Source organism: Chloroflexia bacterium SDU3-3, from assembly GCA_009268125.1.
Classification (GTDB): domain Bacteria; phylum Chloroflexota; class Chloroflexia; order Chloroflexales; family Roseiflexaceae; genus SDU3-3.
This window is the reverse complement of sequence record WBOU01000017.1, coordinates 79290-102498: the sequence shown is the minus strand read 5'-3', so window position 1 is coordinate 102498 and position 23209 is coordinate 79290. Positions and strand designations below refer to the sequence as shown.

Genomic DNA, 23209 nt, shown 5'->3' with positions numbered 1-23209 from the left:
CACCCCACCGGCCAGGGGAAGCCTCACCGCTGCACCAGCGGGAGGTAGATCTGCGTGGTCGCGGTCGTGGTCTGGCTGGGCACCGGGCCGTAGCGCTGCTCGCGCCCGTTCGCGTCCACCTCGATCAGCCAGTAGTACACCCGCCCTTCGGGCGGCGGGCGGTCCCAGAGCGCGTAGTCGCCGCCCCGGCTGCCTTGGCTGGACGCGGTACCGATCACCTTCGCACCGTTGGCACTGGCGCTGGTGGTTCGCTCCACGCGGAAGTGGTCGGTCTGCTGCTCGGCGGTCGTGCCCCAGCGCACCTGGTTGCCGTCGGCCTGGCATGCCACCATGAGGTAGGCCAGCGTGACCGCCGTGATCGGGCGCGGGATCACCCGGCTCTCCGACCAGTCGCTGTCGTTGGTCGGATCACGGTCGGCGGTCGGCGTCGAGATGATCGCCTGGTTGCGGTAGACCGTCCCTGGGGCCGCCGTCGGCGCGACCAGGAACGTGACCGTCACCACGCCGCTCGCCCCCGGCGGCAGCAGGTCGAGGCTCCAGCGCAGCCCCGGCCCGGTCGCCACCGGATCGGTCGCCACCACCGTCAGCCCCTCCGGCGCGACATCCCGCAGCACCACGCGGGTGGCGGGCGCGGGGCCGTCGTTGCGGTAGGCCAGCGTCGCCACGAGGGAGTCGCCGGGCATCACCGTCGCGGGCATGGTCTTCTCCACCACCAGGTCGGCGGTCTCCACCGCGACCGTATGCGTTGAGGTGTTGTTGCCGGGCGTGGGGTCGGGCGTTGGGCTGCCCACGGCCACGGTGTTTGTGACCGCGCGCGTAGCCTCCAGCTGGTCGTAGTCGCTGGCCATCGTCACCGTGATCACCCCCGAGGCCCCCGGCGCGAGATCGCCCACCGCCCACATGGCCACGCCCTGGGCGTTCGTGGTCGGCGCGGGCACGGCGCGCACGAAGGTCAGGTCGCTCGGCAGCGTGTCGGTTATGACAACTCCACGCGCCAGGCTTGGCCCGCTGTTGCGGTAGCTGAGCGTGTAGTCGAGGTCATCGCCCGCCGTCACCTGGGCCGGGCCGGTCTTCTGGATGGCCAGATCCGCCCGCGTGACCAGGATGGTCGTGCTCGTCGAGGTGTTGTTCCCCGGCGTGCGATCCGGCGTGGTGGTCGTGACCTTGCCGGTGTTGGTGATCGCCGTTCCAGCGGCCAGGGCCGCGTCGCTGCGCAGCGTGAGGGTGATCGTCCCGCGCGTGCCCGCCGCCAGCGTGCCCAGGTTCCAGGTCAGGGTCTGGCCGCTGATGCTCGTGGGCGTGAGCGTGGCGCTCAGGTAGCTCGTGCCCGTCGGCAGCGTATCGACGAGCTGCACGCCCGCAGCGGGCGCGGGGCCGCTGTTCTGATAGGTCAGGGTGGCAGTAAAGACCGCGCCCGCCGCCGCCGTCGGCGGCATCTGCTTGATCAGCTGCACGTCGCTGGTCCAGACCGCCCCCGGCACCGCGCTGGTGTTGTTGCTGGTGTCGGTCTCGGGCGTGTCGGTGCGGATGGTCGCCGTGTTGGTAAAGTCCTCGCGGGCCAGCGCGGTGGTGGCGGTCCCGGTCACGCGCACCCGGCCCGTCGCACCCGCCGCCAGCGTGCCGATGGCGATGCTGATGGCGTTGCCGCTGCCCGACGCGCTGCACCCCGTCTCGCAGGCCCAGGTCACGCCGGTGATCTGCGACGGCACGGTGTCCGCGATCGTCACATTCGCCGCCGCGACCCCGCCCCGGTTGCTATAGTCGAGGTAGTAGGTCACGCTGGTGCCGCTTGTGACCGGGAAGGTCGTGGTCGTGGTCTTCTGGATGGCCACGTCCGCCCGCCGGATCTGGGTCGTGGTGGTCGTGGTGTTATCACCCGGCGGATCGCCGCTGGTGGTGGTCGTGATCTGCGCGCTGTTGGTCACGGCGCTGCCGTCGGCCAGGCTGGCCGAGGCCCGCACCTGCACCGTGATCGTCCCGCTGGCCCCCACCGCCAGCGTGCCCAGATTCCAGGTGATCGTCTGGCCACTCACGCTGGTCGGAGCGGGGCTGGCGCTCAGGTAGCTCGTCCCAGCAGGAAGCGTATCGACGACGGTCGCGTTCGACGCCACCGCGTCGCCGCTGTTCTGATAGGCCAGCGTGTAGGCCAGCTGGCTGCCCGCCGCCGCCACCGCCGGGCCGGTCTTGGTGATCGAGAGGCTGGGCCGCACCACCTGCACCGTGGTCGTGGTGGTGTTATCGCCGGGCGTGTCGTTCGGCGTGTCGGTGGTGATGTCGGCCCGATTGGTGTAGTTGCCCAGCGATGCTGCGCCGACGGTCGCCACCACCGTGATGGTCGTCGAGGTTCCGGCAGCCATGGTGCCCAGGTTCCAAGTCAGCACCTGGCCGCTGGTGCTGGTCGGCGCGGGCGTGGCCCCGCTGTAGGTCAGGCCCGTGGGCAGCGTATCGGTGACACGCACGTTCGTAGCGGAGGCCGGGCCGTCGTTCGTGGCCACAATCGTGTAGGTCACGGCCTCCCCCCGCAGCGCGAGCGCGGGGCCGGTCTTCTGCACGCGAACATTCGCACCATCCACATAGCCCGCGTCGTAGGTCAGGTTGATGTCGTGGTTGCCCGCCGTCGGGATGGCGATCCGGCCCTGGGTGTCCGCGTCGCTGTCGGTCGCGTCGTTCCCGCCCGCGTTGGGCGTGGTCAGCGACAGGCCGTCCAGCGCCGCCGCCGAGCCGTCCACGCGCACCGTGTAGGTCGCAAACGGATCGACGTAGAAGCGGTAGTTGCCGCTCATCCCGCCCACGCTGCCGGTGGTCACGTTCGCGATCACGTTCCCGCTGGCATCCAGCAGCTGCAGCGGAACGCCGTTGATGTCGTTCTCGCCCGCGTCCTGCACGCCGTTGCCGTTGGCGTCGAACCACACCCGGTCGCCGATCACGCGCCAGGCGCACAGCAGCTCCAGGTCGCCCAGCCCGGCGGCCTTCTGGAAGGTGTTCTTGTCCGAGGAGTTGGTCTGATACAGCTCCTCGCGCGCCGTGGCCGCGCCGCCGGACGACGTATTCCACCAGGCGGTGCCGCCCGCGTTCGAGCGGTAGGGCGAGATCGCGGTCGCGATCACCTCGCCGCCGTAGCCGCCCGCGTGTGTGCCCGGCACGTAGTCGAGCGCGCCCCAGGTGGACTCGCCATGCAGCCAGCCGCTGGGGTAGCTGCCCTGCGCGCTGGTCCCGTCGTCGAAGGTCTCACCGGCCCCACTCTGCGGCGCGCCCCAGCCGCCCACGCCGTTGGATGGCGCGATCAGTAGATCGCCCTGGCTCGCGCCCTGGCTCTCCCCGCCCACATAGCGCCCGTTCGAGGACAGGTCGCCGTAGCGATCGCGGAGGCCGATCAGCAGGTTCCCCGCCTCATCCAGGGCCAGGCCCGCCACCATCGGCTGCGGCGCGCTGTAGGTCGTGCCGCCGTTCGAGGCCCAGGCATTCCAGGCCAGGTTGTAGCCGTTCCAGGTGCCGCGCTGCGCCGCATACGCGCTCAGCGATGTGCCCAGCGCGTTCGACCAGCTGTTCGTGCCCAGGTCGAGCCGGTCCACGCGCATGGCCACGTCCCCGCCATTCTCCCCCGAGCAGACCGCGCCCAGGTAGAGCGCGCTGGAGGTGAGCATGAGGCCGAACGGGCGGTAGTTGCCGCTGCCGCCCTGGCTGGCGCAGGGGTTCAGCGCCAGCGGGTCGGCCATGGTGGTCAGGGTAGATTGTGGAGAGGCCGACCACGTGTCGATGCGGATGACCTTGCGGGTATTCAGGTTGACCGTGTAGAGGTAGCGCTCCTGGGCGTCCAGCTCGACATCGCCCAGGCCCGCCTTGCCGACATAGCCCTCCTCGTGGTCGTCATCCCCCGAGCGGTGCAGGCCGCCCATCTCCGGCGTGAACGCGTTGTTGCCCGCCGGGTCGTTCGGGAAGCGCGCCAGGCTGCCGTCGCCCGCGTCCCCCGGCGCGCCCACTGGCCCCGGTACCACCGCCGGGATCTGCACATACACGCCGGTGGTACTGGCGTCGCGATCAATCACATAGATGGCACCGGGACCACCCGATCCGAAGCGGGTCAGCCGCTTGTGGTAGGCCCCGGCAAAGAGCCGCCTAGCGCGGGCCAGCGCGGGCGCGGCGGGGTTCGTCCCGGTCTGGTAGGCCAGGCCATAGGTGCTCCCCACCGCGCCCACCGTGGCCATGGTCGCATGGTCATTGGTCGGGCTATCGTACAGGTCAGCGCTGTTGTCCGGGGTCGCATCCCCGAACGCCACAATCGAGCGCTCCGTCGCTGCCGCATCCCCATTGCCCTCGTCCCCACCCGGCGCGTTGTAACCGCCCTCATGGAGCCGCGAGGCGTAGCAGGTCGTCACAAAGCGCGGCGAAAATGATGAGATCGCGCCCTGATCTGCCCCCGAGCGGATGCAGTCCACCACCGAGGCGTAGGCCTGCGCGGGCTGCATGTTGTCAATCTGCGCCGTGGCCAGCGGAGGGGCCGCCGCCTGGGGGGTCAGCGCTGCGGCCAGCAGCAGCCCCCCAAGCCCTACCCCCCAGCGCCGCAGCGTCGGTGTACGTGTCATTGCCATGTCCTTTTGGTTACTTGGTTGTGAGCGGCAGGTACACATGCTCGGTGTACCACTGCGCCGTGCAGCTCTCCGGCGCGATGCCGATGTTGCCGCCCGTCACACTAGCGTTGGGATCAATCGCAAAGCCCTTGTTGGGCAGGTCGCCCGTCGTCCAGTTGCTCTGGAGCGACGACCAGCGGCTGGGGTCGTCCCCCGCGCGGTACTTCGTCGGGATATAGCCCGCAGGCCGCCCACCCTGGAGGATCGACAGACGGTAGCGCTCATCCGTCAGCATCCGCGACGAGTCGGCATCGTCCTCATACCAGCCCATCTTCGCCCCGCCGTAGTACAGGCCAAGCACATGGAGCTGGCGATCATCCGAGGTGAATGGCACCCCATCCGCCCCGAAGCGGTAGAGGTACACCGACACGCCCGTGATCGGGGCCTCGCCATCGTCATACACCCCGTTGCAGTTCGCGTCGATCCAGTGCCGCCCAAAGATGGCCGGGTTCGCCGCCCGCACGGGCGCTGCCACCATCCCCACCACCGCCACCACTACCGCCGCCGCCGTCACCAGCCATGTCGTCGATGTTCGCATCTGGTCCTCACATCTCTGGCCACCGGCCAGCCCACTGCCAGCCGGATGGGTCCCTTAGGCAATCCGCACCTGCACCTGCCAGCTCTCGCCCGACGGGATCGGCTCGCCCGCCCAGATCTCGTCATAGGTCGCGACCGGCTCCTGCATCACCCCATACGGCGTCGGCCCGCCCACCCAGCTCCCGCCGTGGGCCTCGACCTCCGCCCGCAGCGCCGCCAGCAGCGGCACCGGGTCCAGAATACCCGGTCGGTCACACGCCACCGTCAGGCATGCCCCCTCCGCCGCCCGCTCCAGCCGCACCTCCAACTCCCCCGCATCGTCATCCAGCGCCGCAATCAGCAACATCGCCAGCGCGTCCCGCAGCAGCACCGCCCCCGCCGCCGACACCGCCACCCGCTGCATCCGTGAGGTGATCAGCGGCGCGGCCTCGTGGTCCTTGCACGACACCGTCACCACCGTCTGGATCGTCGTCACCAAACTGCCCAGCATCGCTTTCGCCCCCTCATGCGGCAGCTGCACCAGCAGCCCGAGCAGCACCCGTCCGGCCTCCTCCGCCTCGATCAGCATCTTCAGCGTGTCGGTCCGCTGCATCCGATACGGCTCCGTCGGGGCCAGCCCCCGCCGCCGCGCCGCGCTCTGCTCCAGCCACCGCACCACCGCCGTCACCACCGCCTGCTCGTCCTCACGCACCGTATACATAGCACCTCCCATTCGGCTGCTGCCGACGGCGCGGGTGTCGCCCCGTCGGGTCATTTCCCAACGTGATCGCGCCCGCGCGCAGCGCCGCCACCATCGCCAGCAGGTCCGACAACCGCCCCGGTTCCGCCGCGTGCCGGGGCGGACAAATCACCCGCACCCAGCGCATCCGCGTCACCTGCGCCTGCGCCGCCGTCACCCACGGTGTGATCAGCAGGATGGGGATCTCGGGTGCGGTCCGCAGCATGAACGGCAGATGCTGCCGCTGCCGCTCTTGCACCATCACACACATATCCCACGCCGCTGGCGTCTCCCACGGGTCTGCGCCCGGCCCCACCCGCTCCCACCCGCTCCCATCTTTCCGCCCAACGCGCCATACCGCGCGCGCGGGCCGCTGCGCCTGCTCCAGTCGCTCCTGCCATGGCCCTGGCCCATCAGTCAATAGCATCACGTTCATATCCGTTCCTTTTCTATCAGCCACGTCCAGCATAGCAAGCCAGAACGCCAAAAAATCACTGCTAAGTATCAATTTTGCATGCTGAGGTACCGGGGGGTGCTAGCAAAAGTACTAAATCCCCCCAAAAACACACGGTGGCGACCGAGGGTTGCCCCTGGTCGCCACCATATCGCGCCGATGGTCGAGTCGATCTAGCCGAGCAACCTTGGTAGCGCGGCCATGAGCTTCCGTCGCCACGGCTCATCCGCAGGAAGCGCCTGCGGGCCGAGCCGTCGGCGACTGCACTGCTGGAGCGCGGGCGACTCCGGCAAGGTCAACACCAGCGGCATGCCCAAGCGCTCCAACTGCCAGAGTGCGTCCAACACTGTCTCATCGGTCAGATCATCGGGCCTCACCCGATTCAGGATGAGCTGCGCATCCCGCACCGTCCGCCCTACTGCGCGGGCGTGCGCCAGGATCTGCCCTGCCACATCTAGGCTCAGCGCCTCCGGCGTCGCCACCACCAGCAGCCGATCCAGGGCCGTCCCAAACCGCCCGATCGGCTCGATCCCCGCCTCGTGGTCAATGAGGGTCAGCGGGTAGCGCGGCACCAGCTGCTCCAGCGCGTAGCCCAGCACTCGGTTCGGCGTGCACTGGCTCCCCGCCAGCTCCCACCGACCCAGCGCCAGCACGTCCCGCCGCGACCCACACACGAGCGCCTCCTCTCCCAGCAGCCGCTCTGCAAACGCCACCCGGCCCTCATCCGGGCGCAGCGCTGCGTCCCGCCCCGTGATGAGCGCCCGCTCGTACTGGCTGCGCAGCGTGCCTAAGGTATGCGGCGGCTGAACCCCCATCAGCATACACAAACTCTGGTGCGGGTCCGCATCGACGATGAGCGATCGCACCCCGGCCTGGGCCGCCAGCGCGTCCACCAGCACCGCCGCCAGCGTGCTCTTCCCGCTCGACCCCTTCCCCGCCAGCGCGATCAGCATGGCCGTGTCTCCTCCGTCGTCCTAGCCGCCACGCGGGCCACCGCCGCCAGCTGCGCCAACAGGGCCGCATCGCCCACCGCGCGCTCCTGCCCCAGCGCCAGCAGGTCCGCCACGAGCGCCGCCCACCCCGCAGGCAGCGGCACGGTCGCCTGGGCCAGCGCCTCATGCAGATGCGTGAGCGCCACGCCGAGCGGGGACGGGTTCACCACCTCCAGCGCGTCCAGCAACGCGCTAATCGCCTGCTGCCGCACCGCGTCCAGCGGCGGCTCCCAGCCCAGCGCAGGGGCATCCGCACCCCAGCCCAGCGCCGCATCCCACCCTGCCGCCGCGACCCCATACACCAGCGGCACGCTCAGGTCATCCAGCGCGACCACCACCTGGCCCGCCGCATCCCGCTGGAGCGGCGGCGCGGTTGGCGAGGCCAAAAACACCGCCGCCACCCCACCCACCCCGCGCAGCCACGGCGCGAGCTGGTCATCCCCCAGCACCAGCATGCGCTCCGCACGCGGCACCATCTGCCAGTGGCAGCAGCGCCCCGCCACCGGCTGCGCCTCGCGCGTGAGCGTGCACATCCCCCCCTGCCCATGCCGACAGGTGTCACACGCCCACGATGACGGTAGCCGCGCCGCTTGGCCCAACGCGCACCCGTCACACGGCAGGTCGTTATCCACCACCCAGCGCTGCACATGGCACCACATCAGACACATCGCCCCACCTCCTACGCCGCCAGCTCACGCTCGCACCCCTGCGCCAGCCACTCCAGAATCTGCGCCGCATGCACCGACGGACGATCACGCTTCTCCCGGCCCGGCGGCAAACCCAGCGCCGCACGCAGCGCGGCCAGCTGCCGACTCAACGTTGCCTTGGACACACCTCTCCTTTTCGCTGCCGCCTGCATGGTCTGCGCCTCACGCAGCGCGGCCAGCACCCGCAGCGCAGCCAGCACCCGCAGCCGATCCGGCTGCGGGGCCAGCGCCAGCGGCGGCGGGATCATCCAGCCCATTTGACCACCTGGAATAAGATTCGGCACAACGCGCTGACACTGCCGCAGCGCGTTGGGGTCATCCGGCAACACCAGCTGCACATCCTGGCTCATCGCCAGCAGCCGCAGCGTCAGCAAGGCCTCCGGCACGGCGATCACCACCAGCGTGTCCGGCACCCAGGCCAGCAACTGGATCAGCAGCTCCGGCGGCATCCCCACCGTATCCAGCACGATCGGCAACTCATCCGGGATGCGCGGCCAGTGGCCGCCCTCCTGCACCGGGTACACCGCCACCGCCACGCCCGCCGCCGCGTAGCGCGCCTTCATCCCTGGCCGCTGCGTTACCAGCGCAAGCTGTGTCTGCATGCCCGTCATCGCGTCACCAGCGGCAGATACGCCGTCCCCTGCGGCACCCACGGCACCCCCACCAGCGGGTCGCCCAGGATGCCGAACGTATACGCCTGATCCGCGTGCCCCACCCCCAGGGCGCGCAGCCCCGCCAGGAGCGCCGCCCCCAGGCTGCGGTCGCCCGTCGGCGCGTAGAGCTGCCCCACCACCGCAGGCAGCAGGGCCTGGTGGCCCGTGTTCACACCCTCCCCGGTGCTGCTCAACGCCGCCAGCACCCCGCCCGAGGGCCGCAGCACCAGCCGCTCGTCGGTCGTCTCCAGCACCGGGTTGGCGAAATCCCCACTCAGACAGGTCATGCCCAGCAGGATCGGCAGCTGCGCCCCGTTCCGCCGCGCGTCGGCGTCGTAGAGATACCAGAGGTACGGCGTGGCCGCCCCCGCCTCGGTCGCGCCCCACTGCCAGGGCGAGCCGTGGCCCACATACACCCACAGCGCCACCCCGCGCGCATCTGCCGCATTCGGCGCGCAGGCGGTGTCGCTCGCACGCCCGCCGTCCAAGGCCCGGAACATCCGACAGCGCAGCCGCGCCACATCCGGCTCCCACATGACGCTGGCCTGGGCCTGATCCGGCGCATAGACCAGCGTCGTGGCCGTCATCCCGCGCGGCAGCGCCGCCAGAGCGGCGGCCACCGTCGCGCTGAACGGCCCGGCGGGGTCGGGCGTGCCATCTGCCGCCAGATCGTTGTCGGCCACCACCAGCGCGCGGGTCTGCCAGCTCCCCGCCGGTGCGGCGGTGATGGCGGCGGCGGTCTTGGCCACCACCGCCTCGGCCTCGGCCAGCGTGCGCACCGGCAGCCGCCCGACGGGGATGTCGGGCACCACCTGGGCGCGCACATCCCCCGCCGCGAGGCGGCCATAGCAGCTATCGCAGGCGGTCTCGCCATCGAACGGCAGCACCACCAAGTAAGGCGGAATGAACGTGGGCCGCGCGTCCGCCGCCGCGCCCGTGGCCACCGACCCGGCCCCGACCAGCAGGACCGCGCGGGGCTGGAGCGCACGGATCAGCGCGCGGATCGCATCCGGGGCGGGATCGCCCGCACCATACGCGTCATAGGCCGCCTGCACATCCACGGCCACCGCCCGCTCGCCGCGCTGGGCGTGGGCGGCGATCAGGGGCGCGAGCGCGGGGAGAAAGTCGGCGTGGGACAGGATGAGCAAATCCGCCTGGGCGGCGTCGGCAGGCACCCTGACCGCAGGGCGCAGGGAGGGCGTAGGGAGCGCCGGGGCCAGTGGGAAGACCGTGGGCAACGTCACTGACGCCACCAGGACCGTATCGCCCGCCACCGCCTGCGCGAGGTCGAGCCGCAGCGGCCCCGCCGCGTGCGCCCCCAGCGTCAGGGTGTGGGTCACGACCTGGGGGGTAGCATCGCTCCAGCGCAGCGTGGGCAGCGGCTGGCCGTCCACCGCCACCGCCACCGCGTGGCTGCCCGCCGCCGTGGCCCGCACCTGCACCCGGAGCGGCGTGCCCGCTGGAATGGCGGTGTCCAGCATGAGCGTGGCACTCAGCGCCGCATCCCCGCGCAGCTCGCCCGCCCACCAGCTCCCGCCCGCCGCCGTCTGGGTGTGACGGTCATACCGCGCAGCGGGCGACCAGGTGAGCGGCGTGGGCAGCCGCGCGGGCAGCGCCTGGCGCGGGGCCGGGACGTCCGCGAGCGACAGCCAGGCCGTGCCCGCCTGCGGGGCCACCCACGCGAAGCCGTCGCCGATGTCGGTGAGCGGCAGGGTCGTACCCTGGCGTGTGAGCGTGACGCGCGCGCGATCGAGCGGCAGCGACCAGCCCGCTGCCTGGAGCTGGGTGTCCGAGACCACCACCTGACCAGGCGCGACGACACGGGCGGCCACAGGAAGCGGCGGGCTGGCGTGGGGCGGTGAAAACCACGGAAGACTGACGACCAGGAAGAGGGGAAGGGTGCAGCGGAGGGGGATCATCGTCGCTCGCGCTCCAAATCAGCGAGCTGACGTGCGCGGGCGGCCAGCTCATCCGCACGCATGGAGAGCTGGGCAGCAGCATCAGCCAGTATGTGCGGTGTATCCTGGGCAGCAGTAACCGCTGCCATACCGCCCTCAAGATCTTGGTACGCCGTCATCACCATCTGGCGGGCCTGCATCCACGCCCGCAGCAAGGCCACCAGCGCGAGCACTGCCGGATCGTTTGAGGCAAGGAGGATATCGCGAAGGAGCGGCCAGGCAGCAGGGGAAAGCTGACCGGTGCGCTCTGCGCCGAGCAGCGCCTGTCCAAGCGTAAGCCGTTGCTGGTCATCGGCAACGGCGTCCAGCGGAGGGGTAGTCATGAGGGCAGAACGTTGGCGGTCCACCGTAGGTATCCTTTTCCTTGCAGCGCATGCACGCACACTGCGGAGCATACCGCCGAGCGCCCCCTTTCACTGGATCAGCCACGGACCGAAGGTCACGACCGAGCCAGCGAACGCGGCAGCAGCAACCGTAGGAATAGGATACAGGACCGATGATCATGGGGGGAAGTCACGATCATGTAGTTTTTACTATACGTTTAGCTAGCACACCCGCACGTGCGCCGCCTAGATGCGCCCCGCACGCAGCGCGATCGCCACCGCATGCGCACGATCACGCGCTCCCAGCTTCTCCAGGATCGTACCGATGCACTGTTTGATCCGATGCTCACTGAGACCAAGCGCATCGCCAATGGCGCGGCTCCCCTCGCCGGAGGCAAGCAGACGCAGGATCGCCACCTCTCGATCAGAGAGCACCCACGCCCCGCCATCCTGAAGACCATCAGCCACGGTCATCTGAATATCTGGCTGGAGATACACCCCGCCGGCGTGGACCGTACGGATGGCATGGATAATTATGTCCTCATCCGCATCCTTCAGCACATATCCCCGAGCACCCGCCTGAAGGCCCGCAACCGCAAAGCGCCGATGCCCCGACAGCAGCAGCACCCGACATGTCGGGAAGGAAACGCGGATAGTAGCGGTCGCCGCAATCCCACCCGATCCGGGCATATCAACGTCCATCAAGATCACCGCTGGTGCGAGGGAGGGAAGACAGGCGAGGGCCGCATCCCCATGGCTGGCCTCGCCTACCACAACTATATCCTCATAGAACTGGAGGAGGCTGCGGAGGCCGCTGCGAAAGAGCGCATGATCATCAACGAGCAGCACAGAGATGCGATCGCTCATCCTGGAACCTCCACCATCACCCGAACGCCCTTGCCCGCCGCTGTCTCAATCGCCGTCTTCCCGCCGACAAATAGCGCACGCTCGTGGAGATTATGCAGGCCATGGCCGATGTGCTGGGCCGCCGATGGGGCAAGCCCCACCCCATCATCTTCGATCAGCAGCTGGACCATCTGGTCGCGGTAATCAATCCAGATCGAGGCATTCGCCGCGTGCGCATGGCGGCGGACATTGTTGAGCGCCTCCTGCGCGATCCGATAGAGCGCATGTTTGGTCTGATCCGCAAGCGTGCGTGGAATACCCGAGACGCGCAGCTCTGCGTGGACGCCATTCAGCTCGCAGTCACGCAATGGCTGCGCCAGCAGATCTTCAAGTGTCCCCAAAAACGGCTTCTCAGAAACGAGAATATCGATCGCGCGCCGCAGCTCGCGGTAAGCCTGCGTGACCTCGGCTTTCACCATCGCCAGCGCGGAGCGCGCCATCGCGCTATCATGGTCAAACGCATGGTGGGCAACGCTGCTATGGATCTTGATATTATTGAGATGGTGGCCAAGCCCATCATGGATCTCCCGAGCAACCCGCACGCGCTCCTGCTCGATCGCCAGCTCCTCCGCCTGCATCAGAAACGCGCGAAGCTGCTGGTTCATCGTCTCTGCCGCAGACTTCTCATGCGACACGAGGGCGAGATCCTTCATCAGCGCCTGATGGGTCGCCCACACCACCCACACACAACCGATAAGCAGCAGCACCACGATCGCCACTTGGATCATGAGCGCCGTCTGCATCGTCTGCATAATCCGTACGCTTGCGGCCTCGCCGATCTGCCGCCGGATATTGACCAGCTCGTGGCTGGTGCGCACGGCATCATCCATGACCTGCGTCAGTTGGCGCGCCCGCGCCGGATCAGGGAGACCACCCGCATCCAACCGACGGTAGGTCTGGACATCTGCCTGGAGGCCATCCACCAGCGCGAGCTGCGCGGTATCAAAGGTCGGGTTGCCCTGGGTAAAGGTGACAAGCGCCGAGAGGTAGCCCAAACTCACATCTCGCCGCAGCGTATAGGTGCTGAGATCGACCGCGCCAGGATCTGCCTCCAGGGCTTGGACCGTACTTTGGAGGAGGAGAAACTGGCGCTCAGCCTCCACGGGGGCCCAGATACCCTGCTCAAACTGATACAGTGCCCGCTGCGCCGCGAGATCATGCACGGCTGTTACCGCTAGGCCGATCCCTGTCAGAGCGATAGCCACCACTAGCCCAATACGAATACCTATCTTCATCGAGACAAACCTATCCTAGCGTACATCCAGCGTTCGGAGCATCCATACCCACTTGGGGTCCCACACTGCCGGATCGATCGCGAATGAATCTGCGGGGAAGACAATCTCAATCGGGCCCTTCTCAGCGATGGGCATGCGCTGGCCATCTCGGAAGGTTGCGAGCATGACGGGCCACTGGAGGGCGGTCAGCGGAATATCGGTCACATAGTCGTTCAGCGCGGAGGCTTGCAGCGTCGTCGCGTCAGCGGCCATTCCAGCGAGCTGCAGGACATCAGACAACAGCACACCCTGGTAGGCCGCGCGGCGACGGATTCCCGCATCATAGGTGGTATAGGCATACAGCGCGAGCTGCTCCAGCGTGGTGAGGTCAAGATCGAGCCGATCCGCACGATTCGTCACCCCAATGCGGCCCGTAACACTGAGCACGACCGGATCGTGCGGAGGCGGGAGGGAGGGGGTCTGTGCCAGCGTTCGCGGACGAATAAGCGTCACGGGTGCGGGTGGCTGGGAGGGCTGACATGCGGTCAGCCCTCCCAGCAAGACCAGCGTACGAAGAAACTGCCGCCGCGGCCAGGGAGGTTGAGGTTGATACATCATCCCGCATCCTCAGCGTCCAGCGCAGGGGCACCCACGAGCCGCAGCTCGCTGGTAATCACGTCGACCGCAGGCATGTCGGCGATCGCGCGCAGGCGGTCGTCGCCGCTCAGGAAGGTCGGCACGCCGCTGGGGTCGATCGACTCGCGGGCGACCGAACGGATGTAGCCCTCCGCCGCTGTGAGCGCAGTGAGCGGCCCTAGGCGGTCGCGGCGCACAAAGTAGGCGTTGTTGCCCGCGCTGTTCGAGCCGATGAGCGCGTAGCCTTTGCGCGCGGCCAGGTGCGCCAGCGCGGGCAGCGACGCGCCGAAGTACAGGTTGCTGTGGTGCGCCGCGGTGCGCTGGAACTGCGGGTGGTACGGCACCGTGATGGCCGCATCGCAGCCGAACACGCTGTTGTACTCCACGATCACGATCACCGGGTCGACCACCGTGAGCGCCTCCCACACCCAGTAGTCCACGCCATCCAGATCGATGCTCAGGATGCCCACCTCGCCGGCAAAGCCGTTGGCGGCGATCAGGTCGTTGATGTTCTCGCGGGTCACGAAGGCGGCAACGGCGGTCAGGTCGTAGCGCCAGTAGACCTCGCCATAGCGAATGTAGTCGATGTTGGCGGGGTCGCCATCGAGCAGCAGCCCGCGCCAAGAGCCGTCGCGCAGCAGCAGGAAGCGCGTGTTGGCCTCCTCGTAGTCCTCGACGCCAAACTCGATGAACGAGCGCGGCACCTCCAACCGCTGGATGAGGTATTGGATGATGCCGTCGTCATCGTGCTGCGAGAACACCTTCAGCCCGGCCTGGTGGATGCGCGGCAGGGTGCCCAGCGCGGCGATCCGCTGCACGTGCAGCTCGGCAGTCAGCATCAGCAGCGTCTCGCTGTGGTCGCGCGGGGCGCGCAGGCGCGGCGCGGTAGCGGGGCGGGTCACGTAATCAGCAGATGGTGTGGTCATTCCCGAAAGCACTCCTTTGCAACAACAGAACCAAGCGAGGGCGATCAACGCAGGAAATCCGATCGGGCGTCGGGCAAGCAACGCCCGATCCCGCCAGGCTGCGGATCGCCCATGTTCAGCAGCGTAATACACGACACCGAGGGTGTGCTATCGAGGAGCAGAAAAGGAGGAGGAGATGGTTCGTATAGCGAATATATTGTACCACAAAGGACTCATAACCTAACCTTAACCCTAACCTATATCGCAAAGATCGGCGCGGCGCAGAAAACCGTAGGCGCTGCCTGGCTACTAGGGCCGAGACCTTCAGCGCAGCCCGCAGGTGATCGAGCCAGACCCTGAGCAGGCGTGAGCTACGCCAGCGGCGGCATCTGCTGGCTCAGCGCCGTATGATCACCCGCAGCGCGGTGATCCCCTGCCCCGCATGTGCCTGCAAGGCCTCGCGCAACGGCCGCGTGAAACGCGCCTCTAGTCCCTGCATCACCGCCGCTGTTGGAACCGCCACCACGGCCATCCCCCCATCGAGCCGAACGAGGCTCGTTTGCTCCAGCACCGCCCGGAACACCGCACGCTCGGTGGTGGGGCGCATCGCATCCAGCACCTGTGCCCACACAGCGGACAGCGGCAGCGGCGAGGTGGGCTCCGCTGGAGGGATACCCGCCTGGCCCCAGAGTCGACCGCTCGCGCCAGCAGGCTCCTGCGCGGCCAGAGGCGGCTCCTCGGGCGCGTCCATCCGCCATGGCTCCCGCGCTGCGCTCGTGTTCTCCGGCCCCGCCGGGGCGGACTCCTGCGCTGCCAGCAGCGCCCACGGGTCGCGCTCGGCCCATGGGGCCATGCGCGGGTCCGCCCAGTGTAGCCCCTTCGCCTCGGCCCATCGGTTCAGCTCGGAGAGGGGCGGCGGCTCACTGCCCTTGGCTACCTCCGCCACCACCCAGCCCATCTGCCACGTGGCCAGCAGGCCGGGGTGGGCCGCGATCGCCTGCCAGCGCGCCAGCAGGTCCAGCGGCGCGGCGGCCAGCTTGTACGGGCAGCGGATCGGCTGCCCGCAGGCCTCGGCCAGCGCGCGCACCGCCTGGGCGCGGGCCGCGTCCAGCACCGGCAGCGGGGCCACCGGCGGAGCAGCCGCTCGCGTGGGCGCGGGGGCCACCGGGGCGGCCTGCGGACGACGAGAAGTCGCGGAGGGCCGAATCTCCTTCCCCGACGACAGGCCTGCACACGCCTCTGAGGCCGCGCAAGCCGCGTAGTAGCGCGGTAGCACCTCGGTGCGCCCGGCGTTGGTTGCCCGGAACATCCACGACCGCAGCAAATCCGCGCCGTAGCGCTCCTGAAGATCCAGCAGTGCGAACCACTCCGCCGCCCTGATGGTACGAGCTGGATTCAATGCCTTGTGCCAGCCCATGAGCAGCGGGTCGAGCGCAATGCTGTGATTTTCTTCACAATCGGCGGCATGATGGTCGGGTTGTTGGGATGGCTCGGCTGTGGTGAGGGGGCTTGGCGTGTGCGGATGCACCTCCGGGGGGGCTTCATTATGTAGATCAGAAAAAACCGCCGTCGCCCCAAGAAAATCTTCTGACGGGAGATCATGTATTAATTTATTCTCCCATGTATCCCATGCCGCAAACGGAGGGGTCGCGCGGGGTGTTTTGGCGCATTCTGCAGCCGTTTTGGCATGGTCTGCATGCGGTCCACCATGTGGTCCACCCCCTGGCCCACCATGTGGTCCACCCTGGGCCGCAAATGCGCCCGTGCCCCGCAGCCTGCGCAGATGCGCCGCGCCGCTCGGGGTGAGCTGCACGGGCGCATGCGCGCCATCGTCGATCTGCTGGAGCAGGTCGGTGAGAGGGAGCAGGGGTAGGTCATCGCCGGGGGCAGAAGCCAGGCCGAGTTGGGCAAGCGCAGGGGTGGGCGGGATGGACGTGACCCGTGCGAGCGCGAGCGCGCCGATGTCCGCGAAGCTGAGCAGTGGGCGATCCATGTAGCGCTCGACGGTAGCGGCGTCCTCCGTGTTCGGGGTCAGGCGACCGAGGTAGTGGTCAAACACGTCGGTGGGAAGCGCGATGGTGCGCAGCTGCGCAGGCCGCCCTCGGTCGGGGCGGGTGAAGCGCAGGGGGCGGGGCTGGGCGTTGCGCCCGCGCCCCCAGGTGGCCAGCAGCTGGAGCTTCTGCCCTGGCTCGGTTTGGCGGATGAGCCATCCAGCCTCGGTCAGATCCGCCACGGCGCGCTGGATGGTGCCGGAGCGCGTGGCGGTCCCGTCCCAGCGCGCGAGGTCGGCGCGCGAGAGCGCCACGGCGCGTTTGTGGATGTGGTTGAGCCGGGCGATCCCGGCGTAGACCCCGATGGCGGTTGGCCGGTCGCCGAAGGCGATCAGCAAATCCAGCGGGATCAACAGATATCGTCGTGATGGAGGGCATGCCAAAGAAGGTGCTGCGGCACCTGATGGGACGGTCATCGTGTGTCCTTTAAAGCGGCACACGCATTCAAAGATTAGGACGAAAGGGGGGAAGACAGACCTTGCAGAGGAGGGCAACTACTGCTACAATTTGCACAAGTTAAAATATCCTCTGTGAGCTTGCGCTACATTGGTTTTGTTTGTGACATGTAGTTACAACCAGATCCTCTGCAAGGTCTGCCGTGCATGTCCTTTCCCTTAAAATGGTGATTGGAATGCGCGGCCTCACTTTTTATGAGGCTATTCGAGTTTCTCGTTCATCTTCTTGGTAGACCAGAAGTTCCCCGACGCTAATACCATAGATGTTGCAGAGCCCGGTCAAGGTTGGCTCATTTGGCCACGCTTTGCCATTCTCAATGTTACTGAGATAGGCGCGTGTGACACCGAGTTGATCCGCGACCTCTTGGATCGATACGGTGCGGCCAAGTCGCACTTGGTAGGCTAAGCGCGCCTGTTTCACTTTGGAAATGATTCTTCCCACGCCATATCTCCTCAAGACACGACTAATAGAGCCTATTGTATAGGTGGATCTGGAACATGTCAATGCGTATTTACTGGAGAACATTGAGATCTTCTCGAAGATGTTTCACCTTTTGAGTACACACAGGCATGTCATGCCTCAATACACTTAGCATGTTGCGGTTGTGGGTGCGTTTTATGTCGTGTCACGAGCTCACATGGGACGTGTGACAAACGTATGTGCCCTAGCGGTGGGCGCACCAAGACACAACGAGGCCGAAGGCGCGAGCGCCTTCGGCCTCGTTGTGTCTTGGTTTTCAGTCCATGAATCCGGTGCCCAGCTCCTCCATGTCGCTAGCGACCTCGGGATCGATGGGCGGCTCCGCTGGTGTCTCCACCACCTCCTCAACGATGTTTGACTCCATCGGGGGAAGCCCGTGAGGAAAGAGCGCTGGGAGCTGGCGGTGGGTGGTCAAGAAGTCCAGCGCGGGCAGGATGCGCGGGCGCAGGAGCGCGGCCAGGTCGGCGGGCGTGTAGCCGCCGAAGGGAACCAGCCCTGGGCGCTGGGCCTCCACCGCCAGCATCCACAGGCCCAGCATGGTGGCCTGGTACATCAGCTGCGCCTCCGAGCGGCACTCGGGGAAGTGCGGCAGCAGCTGCTGGAGGAAGCGCACCTCCTCCTCGGTCATACGCGTGCTCTTTGTTGTGGTCATGGCCTACCGCCGTGTGCCGGATGCGGCGAACAGCACGCCAAACAGCGCCCCGATGGCGTTGAGGTAGGCGGCGTACTCCGGTGTGACGATGGTGTAGTCCTGCCCGGCGATCTTGCCCGCCGTCTTGAGCCGCTGGCTGAGCAGGCCGTTCAGCAAGATGGTGCCGCCGCCGGTGAAGAGGACAAATCGTCGGGTCTGCTGCATCACCGGCAGCAGCTGGGCGATCATGTCCTGCCCGTAGAGCGCGATGCACTCCTGGACCTCAGCGGAGATATCCTGCATCTTCCCGGCGATCAGCGCCCGGCGGGTGACGAGTGCGTGCTGGGCAGTGACATCATTGAGCGCCGCGCGGGGCAGCATGGTCTTGAGACCGCGCGCGATATCGATCGTGCCGTCGGCGATCCGGGCCGTCGAGAGGCGGTAGGGCTTGATCGCGATGTCGGACTGGTGGATGTCGCCGCCGCCGATGTCGAGCACCGTAACCGCGTCGTAGGGTGTGACGTTCTTGCCATTGGGGGCCTTGGACCAACACACAAAGGTGCCGATCGACTGGGCCTGGGGGACCAGTTGGCCGATGGTGAGGCTCCAGCGCTGGCTGGCCCCGCGCGCGTCCACCCGCTCGATATTCCAGCTGGCCCCGCGCAGGTGTTCCTTGAGCGCGTCGCGGGTCTCGGGGGAGACGACCATCTTCTCAGAGGACTCGCCCTCGCGGACGATCTCGGTGTTGGGGATGGCGAAGCCGAGGGCCAGGTGGTAGGCCCCGGGCGGGTAGCCTGCGGCGAGCAGCAGCTCGACGAGGACCGCGCCGAGGAACTGCTTCTGGCGGGGGTCGGCGAGGCGCTGGCCGGTGGGGCCGACGGGGAGCGCACGGCCCTCGTTGCGGAGCGCCGTCTCACCGATCCAGAAGGGCGTGCCGCCCTCGGTCTGGTAGGTGATCTCGCCTGCGCCGCCCTGGATGTGTTTGGCTACCACGTGGGCCGTGGGGATGCGGATGGTGCGGATCTGCCCGCCCGCGTCGAGCACGACGCCCTTGGCGGCGTCGTTGCCGTTGTCGAGGGCGACGGCTAGGTAGCGGGTGTCTTTGAGGGTCAGGTCACTGCTCAGCCCAAAGGGCTGATTGGCGATCAGATAGTCAAGAATCGAGAGGCTTATGGTTCCGGCGGTCATACCACATGACTCCTTTGTTGCTGAGGGATCGTACCTTGCCGGTATTGTAGCAGGGCTTTGCGATTTTGTCTACGATTGTAGACTTTTCTTCAGAGGCGTTTCCTATCCGTTCATGCGGGGTTGCATGGCACGGATAGACTTTATGTCAATCGAATGAAGCTTTGTGCAGCTTGCTAGGTGGTTGCGAATAGGGCGTTGAGATGCCGCATTGCTCTATCCTTCATACCGTTTGTATGGTGAGGCAGCATAATTCCTCGTGCGCAAACGAGCGGATTGGATCTCTCATGTGTCCATGCATTGTCTACGAATGATTACAATCGTAGACAATACTCTGAGGATTTGCGCAGAAACAGGCCCATTTTGTCTTCAATCGTAGACAAAATGGGCCTGTTTCTGCGCCTTTGTCTCCAAATATGCCGTGCCATGTCTACAAATGTAGACATGGCGCGGTGGTTGGTGTCGCTGCTTTCGCATGCTCTTTGTTGCGCTTTGCCCCTTCGCCGCTCTCCATGAGTGGCGGTAGCTGCTCCATGAGGGTGTTCCTGAAGGGGTGTCGAAGAGGCGAATTTGGCTTTTGAAAGCCATAGAAGTGTTTCGAAAGGTTCGGGCGAAAGAGGGCATTTCGCCTGAACCTTTCGAAGACACACGAGGCCCCCGCAGCTGCGGGGGCCTCGTGTGTGCGGGGGAGCGCGTCTGGTTTGGCTAGACCGTGTCGACGACGCCGGAGAGCATCGGCGGGGCGATGCGCGGCATCAGCAGCCGCTCGGCATCGCACACACGCTTGATCCGCTTGTAGTTGTCACCTGTCGGGGTGGCCTTCGGGTCGCCGCCCGCGAACACGAGCCGGTAGACGTCGGCACGGCTAGGGCTGGGCCGGGTCGCCTCCACCTCGCGGGCGGCGGCGGCGATCTTCGCCCACAGCTCGGGGGTGATTGGCAGATCATCGATCACTGCGCTGCCACTCGACATAAATTCGGACTCGCGGCGATCGCGGGCGATTGGCGTGGCCGTCGCCGCAGGCTCCGGCTCGGGCTGATCGGGCAGCAGCGCCAGCGCCTGCTGGATATCGGCGGTCGTCACGGTTGGCGCGCAGGCCAGCGTGACATCGCGCTTGTTGCGCACGACGAACTGGCCGCGCTTCAGATCGGTGGGCAGGAACGCGCCAAGCTGAATGATCTCCGATGGCGGCAGGCCGATGTTGGGCTGGATGTGATGGGTGCTGGACTGGAACCCGGCGATGAAGGTGCCGATGTGCTTCCGCCAGCGCATCTCGTTGCCCGACTGATTCTGGAGATCGATTAGGTAGGTGATCCCGCTGGCCCGCGCCTTGGCCAGCTCGTCGCCGAGCCAGCTGTCGAACTCCCGCAGCGACGAGGAGATCGTCTCCAGCTCCGTGATCCAGACGACGAGCCGGGGCGGCTGGACCTCGGCGGGCAGCTCGTACCACTCGCGGACGCGGTGGGTGGTGCGCAGCTTATCGCGCTTCTGGCGCTCCTCGCGCAGCGCCGCCATCGTGGCCTTGATCTGATCGGTGTCCTCGCCGATGACGGGTGCGCGCCACAGGTGCTCCTTGCCGATCCAGAGTGCCCCATCTGAGCTCTTGGGGTCGATGATCTGGATGCGGAGCTGCCCGGTGGTGGTGTTGCGCGCGAGCTGGAGCAGGATGGCCTGCTCCAGCGTGCCCTTGCCGTGGCCGCTCTCGCCGGTGATGGCGATATGGCCGGTGCGGTAGATGCTCGTGTCGGACAGGCTCATGCTCACCAGGTCAGGCGTGCCCTGGAACATATTCCAGCCGATGCCGAACTCATAGGGGTCGCCCTCGGCCTGCTGGGCGAGGCGGGCGAGTGTCGCCTGGAGGCCGGGCGGGCTTTGGTGCGGCGTGCGGCGGCGCAGCTCGCGATCGACGCGCTCGCGCTCCGGCTGGCTGAGGATGTTGATGATATCTTGGAGCTGCTGCTCGCTGGCGGCAAGGCTCAGCCGCAGGGCCGCGTTTTCACGCCGGAGGTTATGGATGATGAGGTAGATGGCTGCACCACCGGTGATCAGAAAGAGCAGGATGTACAGCCCGTAGAGACTCTCCATAGCGATCTCCTACTTCCCGTGCGCGGTTGGCCGAAGCGCCCACATCGACTTCCACTGTGCCTGGAAGTAGTCGCGGATCTTCTCCGCGTACCAGGCGAGGATGAGGGCGAGGATGATAACGATGAGCACCCCGCCGATCCAGGGCGGCGTGTCGGGTGCGGCGGTGCCAGGTCGGACGGTCTGCATGATCAGCCCGGTGATCCAGGTGCCGATGTCCTGCGTCCAGCGGGCGGGGTCGGTAGGCATCGTTCCGAGCATCTCGGGGCGCAGCCGCTGCGCCGTGCTGATAAGACCGTAGATATTTGAGAGCACATTGATGCCCAGCAGCCCAAACCCGATGCTGCGGATGGCGAGCTGCGGGTGGAAGACCAGCGCGTGCTGCCCCCAACTCAAGAAGAAGTGGCCGCCGATGGCGATGAGCACCCCCAGCGCGGTGGGCGGCAGGATGGTTGTCACCGCACCGATCACGGTGAACGCGCCGTCCACCCCCCAGATGATATAGCCAAACAGCAGCAGGACGGAGTAGACGTACATCTGCTGCGACCAGCCCACCCCCGACTGCCCCCAGGGGATCTGCGTGGGCGCGGGGGCCGGGCGCGGTGGGCGTAGAACGGCGGCGGTGCGGGTCGCCTGCGGCGCAGCTGCCGGGGCCGCCTCCACGGCGGGCGCGGGTGCGGGTGCGGGCGCAGGGGCGGCGGCGGGCTTGCCGACGAGGCCGCGCGGCAGATAGGCCTGCGGCGGCGGCTCGTAGGTCAGAGTGGCCTCGGCGCTGGCGGCTTTTGCTTCTCGGATGGGCATGGGAACTGCTGCCTTTCATCTCAGGGCTTGACAAACGCCCTGGTGATCACGCACCATGCGCGCAGCACGGTTGGGAGCTGCCTTCCCGTGCTGACGGGGCCGTGCTCGAATCACGGCCCCGTACTGTTTCTGGTGCGCCTCACGAAACCAAGTACTCTGGGCTCAGTATAGCGAAAAAATCTCCTGCGTCAATATGGCGTGACATAAAACACATCCAGCAGGGCGACCGACGGCCAGGAGAGCGAGAGCGCCAAAAGGAGGAGAGATGAAGGCCATCACGCTGCACGAGGCGAAGCAAAATCTGGAGCAGGTGATCGGGCGCGTCCTGGCGGATGCCGAGCCGACCATCATCGTGGGTGAGGCGGGCGAGCAGGTGGTGCTGATCTCGCTCGATACGTATACCTCCTGGCAGGAGACGCTCTCCCTGCTGGCAAATCCGTCCAATGCCGCCCACCTCGCAGGCGCGGTCGCGCAGGCGCGCGCGGGTGTGGTCGCCCCTCACGACCTCGCGGAGTGACGCGGCTGGGGTGGCCCTCTATCCGACCGCTCGGGCAAAAAGCAAGACCGATGCCCGCCCGAGCGGGCTCGCACGCTGATCAAGGAGATGCTGCGCAACTCGATGCGGAGATCGGCACGCTCGAATCGGCGCGGGTGGTTCGGGCGCGTTCTTAGCCTTGGCGCATGCCCGAGGATAGCGCATCGGTTTCACCCGGATCGCGGAACCCCTGATCATCATCGCCGACTATGACGACTCCCACAGGTTGCTATCCCCATGCGCTTGTCGCCCCCGCCAGGAGCTCCTGGCGGGGGTGGTTGTCTGCGGGGCGTGCTGCCGCGTATCCTCGCACGGTGCAAGCTGTGGTCTGCGATCGTGAGCGGGAAACAGGCGGTC

The 23209-nt window shown here is 67.2% G+C and carries 19 protein-coding genes and 1 pseudogene; 1 reads left to right on the top strand and 19 read right to left on the bottom strand.

The features are described from left to right. Positions 1–23 precede the first annotated feature (23 nt). From F8S13_22515 to F8S13_22425, 19 genes and pseudogenes are all read right to left on the bottom strand, one after another. The gene (locus F8S13_22515) at positions 24–4583 is read right to left on the bottom strand and encodes a DUF11 domain-containing protein (GenBank protein KAB8140778.1); all 4560 of its coding nucleotides are present in this window, start codon (positions 4581–4583) and stop codon (positions 24–26) included. Between the two features lie 16 nt (positions 4584–4599). After that, on the bottom strand, positions 4600–5166 hold the full coding sequence (locus F8S13_22510; GenBank protein KAB8140777.1) for a hypothetical protein: 567 nt from the start codon (positions 5164–5166) through the stop codon (positions 4600–4602). 54 nt (positions 5167–5220) lie between these two features. After that, positions 5221–5865, bottom strand: a complete 645-nt coding sequence (locus tag F8S13_22505) for a hypothetical protein (protein ID KAB8140776.1) — start codon at positions 5863–5865, stop codon at positions 5221–5223. Beyond that, a complete protein-coding gene (locus F8S13_22500) occupies positions 5849–6319 on the bottom strand; it encodes a hypothetical protein (GenBank protein KAB8140775.1) in 471 nt (156 codons plus the stop codon). The genes F8S13_22505 and F8S13_22500 overlap by 17 nt, the downstream gene beginning before the upstream one ends. Before the next feature lie 191 nt (positions 6320–6510). Beyond that, positions 6511–7290 (bottom strand): hypothetical protein, encoded by a 780-nt coding sequence (locus F8S13_22495; GenBank protein KAB8140774.1) that lies wholly within the window; start codon positions 7288–7290, stop codon positions 6511–6513. Between the two features lie 33 nt (positions 7291–7323). Further along, positions 7324–7419 (bottom strand): annotated as a pseudogene (locus F8S13_22490) (RNA-binding protein). A gap of 589 nt (positions 7420–8008) precedes the next feature. Then, positions 8009–8647 carry a LysR family transcriptional regulator gene (locus F8S13_22485; GenBank protein KAB8140773.1) on the bottom strand — a complete coding sequence of 213 codons (639 nt, stop codon included), beginning with the start codon at positions 8645–8647 and terminating at the stop codon, positions 8009–8011. Next, positions 8644–10608 carry a hypothetical protein gene (locus tag F8S13_22480; GenBank protein ID KAB8140772.1) on the bottom strand — a complete coding sequence of 655 codons (1965 nt, stop codon included), beginning with the start codon at positions 10606–10608 and terminating at the stop codon, positions 8644–8646. Before F8S13_22480 ends, F8S13_22485 begins: the two co-directional genes overlap by 4 nt. Beyond that, the gene (locus F8S13_22475) at positions 10605–10994 is read right to left on the bottom strand and encodes a hypothetical protein (protein KAB8140771.1); all 390 of its coding nucleotides are present in this window, start codon (positions 10992–10994) and stop codon (positions 10605–10607) included. The genes F8S13_22480 and F8S13_22475 overlap by 4 nt, the downstream gene beginning before the upstream one ends. Positions 10995–11216: 222 nt before the next feature. Beyond that, on the bottom strand, positions 11217–11837 hold the full coding sequence (locus F8S13_22470; GenBank protein ID KAB8140770.1) for a response regulator transcription factor: 621 nt from the start codon (positions 11835–11837) through the stop codon (positions 11217–11219). Further along, a complete protein-coding gene (locus tag F8S13_22465; protein ID KAB8140769.1) occupies positions 11834–13111 on the bottom strand; it encodes a hypothetical protein in 1278 nt (425 codons plus the stop codon). Before F8S13_22465 ends, F8S13_22470 begins: the two co-directional genes overlap by 4 nt. Positions 13112–13126: 15 nt before the next feature. Further along, positions 13127–13708, bottom strand: a complete 582-nt coding sequence (locus tag F8S13_22460) for a molybdopterin-dependent oxidoreductase (protein KAB8140768.1) — start codon at positions 13706–13708, stop codon at positions 13127–13129. Beyond that, positions 13705–14652, bottom strand: coding sequence for a hypothetical protein (locus F8S13_22455; protein KAB8140767.1), 948 nt, complete (start codon positions 14650–14652; stop codon positions 13705–13707). Before F8S13_22455 ends, F8S13_22460 begins: the two co-directional genes overlap by 4 nt. Before the next feature lie 376 nt (positions 14653–15028). Further along, positions 15029–16864, bottom strand: a complete 1836-nt coding sequence (locus tag F8S13_22450) for a hypothetical protein (protein ID KAB8140766.1) — start codon at positions 16862–16864, stop codon at positions 15029–15031. 466 nt (positions 16865–17330) lie between these two features. Continuing rightward, a complete protein-coding gene (locus F8S13_22445) occupies positions 17331–17663 on the bottom strand; it encodes a helix-turn-helix domain-containing protein (protein KAB8140765.1) in 333 nt (110 codons plus the stop codon). Between the two features lie 211 nt (positions 17664–17874). Continuing rightward, on the bottom strand, positions 17875–18270 hold the full coding sequence (locus F8S13_22440; GenBank protein ID KAB8140764.1) for a hypothetical protein: 396 nt from the start codon (positions 18268–18270) through the stop codon (positions 17875–17877). Positions 18271–18273: 3 nt separating this feature from the next. Further along, the gene (locus F8S13_22435) at positions 18274–19437 is read right to left on the bottom strand and encodes a hypothetical protein (protein ID KAB8140763.1); all 1164 of its coding nucleotides are present in this window, start codon (positions 19435–19437) and stop codon (positions 18274–18276) included. Between the two features lie 702 nt (positions 19438–20139). Next, a complete protein-coding gene (locus F8S13_22430; GenBank protein KAB8140762.1) occupies positions 20140–21519 on the bottom strand; it encodes a hypothetical protein in 1380 nt (459 codons plus the stop codon). Positions 21520–21528: 9 nt separating this feature from the next. After that, positions 21529–22317 (bottom strand): hypothetical protein, encoded by a 789-nt coding sequence (locus tag F8S13_22425; protein ID KAB8140761.1) that lies wholly within the window; start codon positions 22315–22317, stop codon positions 21529–21531. Between the two features lie 265 nt (positions 22318–22582). On the opposite strand from F8S13_22425, the gene F8S13_22420 reads away from it, so the two are divergent. Further along, on the top strand, positions 22583–22834 hold the full coding sequence (locus tag F8S13_22420; protein ID KAB8140760.1) for a type II toxin-antitoxin system prevent-host-death family antitoxin: 252 nt from the start codon (positions 22583–22585) through the stop codon (positions 22832–22834). Positions 22835–23209 lie beyond the last annotated feature (375 nt).

Excerpts from the sequence above, each read along its gene's own strand:
- F8S13_22515 (KAB8140778.1), bottom strand. The coding sequence starts at position 4,583 with ATGACACGTACACCGACGCTGCGGCGCTGGGGGGTAGGGCTTGGGGGG.
- F8S13_22510 (KAB8140777.1), bottom strand. The coding sequence starts at position 5,166 with ATGCGAACATCGACGACATGGCTGGTGACGGCGGCGGCGGTAGTGGTG.
- F8S13_22505 (KAB8140776.1), bottom strand. The coding sequence starts at position 5,865 with ATGTATACGGTGCGTGAGGACGAGCAGGCGGTGGTGACGGCGGTGGTG.
- F8S13_22500 (KAB8140775.1), bottom strand. The coding sequence starts at position 6,319 with ATGAACGTGATGCTATTGACTGATGGGCCAGGGCCATGGCAGGAGCGA.
- F8S13_22495 (KAB8140774.1), bottom strand. The coding sequence starts at position 7,290 with ATGCTGATCGCGCTGGCGGGGAAGGGGTCGAGCGGGAAGAGCACGCTG.
- F8S13_22485 (KAB8140773.1), bottom strand. The coding sequence starts at position 8,647 with ATGACGGGCATGCAGACACAGCTTGCGCTGGTAACGCAGCGGCCAGGG.
- F8S13_22480 (KAB8140772.1), bottom strand. The coding sequence starts at position 10,608 with ATGATCCCCCTCCGCTGCACCCTTCCCCTCTTCCTGGTCGTCAGTCTT.
- F8S13_22470 (KAB8140770.1), bottom strand. The coding sequence starts at position 11,837 with ATGAGCGATCGCATCTCTGTGCTGCTCGTTGATGATCATGCGCTCTTT.
- F8S13_22465 (KAB8140769.1), bottom strand. The coding sequence starts at position 13,111 with ATGAAGATAGGTATTCGTATTGGGCTAGTGGTGGCTATCGCTCTGACA.
- F8S13_22460 (KAB8140768.1), bottom strand. The coding sequence starts at position 13,708 with ATGATGTATCAACCTCAACCTCCCTGGCCGCGGCGGCAGTTTCTTCGT.
- F8S13_22455 (KAB8140767.1), bottom strand. The coding sequence starts at position 14,652 with ATGACCACACCATCTGCTGATTACGTGACCCGCCCCGCTACCGCGCCG.
- F8S13_22445 (KAB8140765.1), bottom strand. The coding sequence starts at position 17,663 with ATGTTCTCCAGTAAATACGCATTGACATGTTCCAGATCCACCTATACA.
- F8S13_22440 (KAB8140764.1), bottom strand. The coding sequence starts at position 18,270 with ATGACCACAACAAAGAGCACGCGTATGACCGAGGAGGAGGTGCGCTTC.
- F8S13_22435 (KAB8140763.1), bottom strand. The coding sequence starts at position 19,437 with ATGACCGCCGGAACCATAAGCCTCTCGATTCTTGACTATCTGATCGCC.
- F8S13_22430 (KAB8140762.1), bottom strand. The coding sequence starts at position 21,519 with ATGGAGAGTCTCTACGGGCTGTACATCCTGCTCTTTCTGATCACCGGT.
- F8S13_22425 (KAB8140761.1), bottom strand. The coding sequence starts at position 22,317 with ATGCCCATCCGAGAAGCAAAAGCCGCCAGCGCCGAGGCCACTCTGACC.
- F8S13_22420 (KAB8140760.1), top strand. The coding sequence starts at position 22,583 with ATGAAGGCCATCACGCTGCACGAGGCGAAGCAAAATCTGGAGCAGGTG.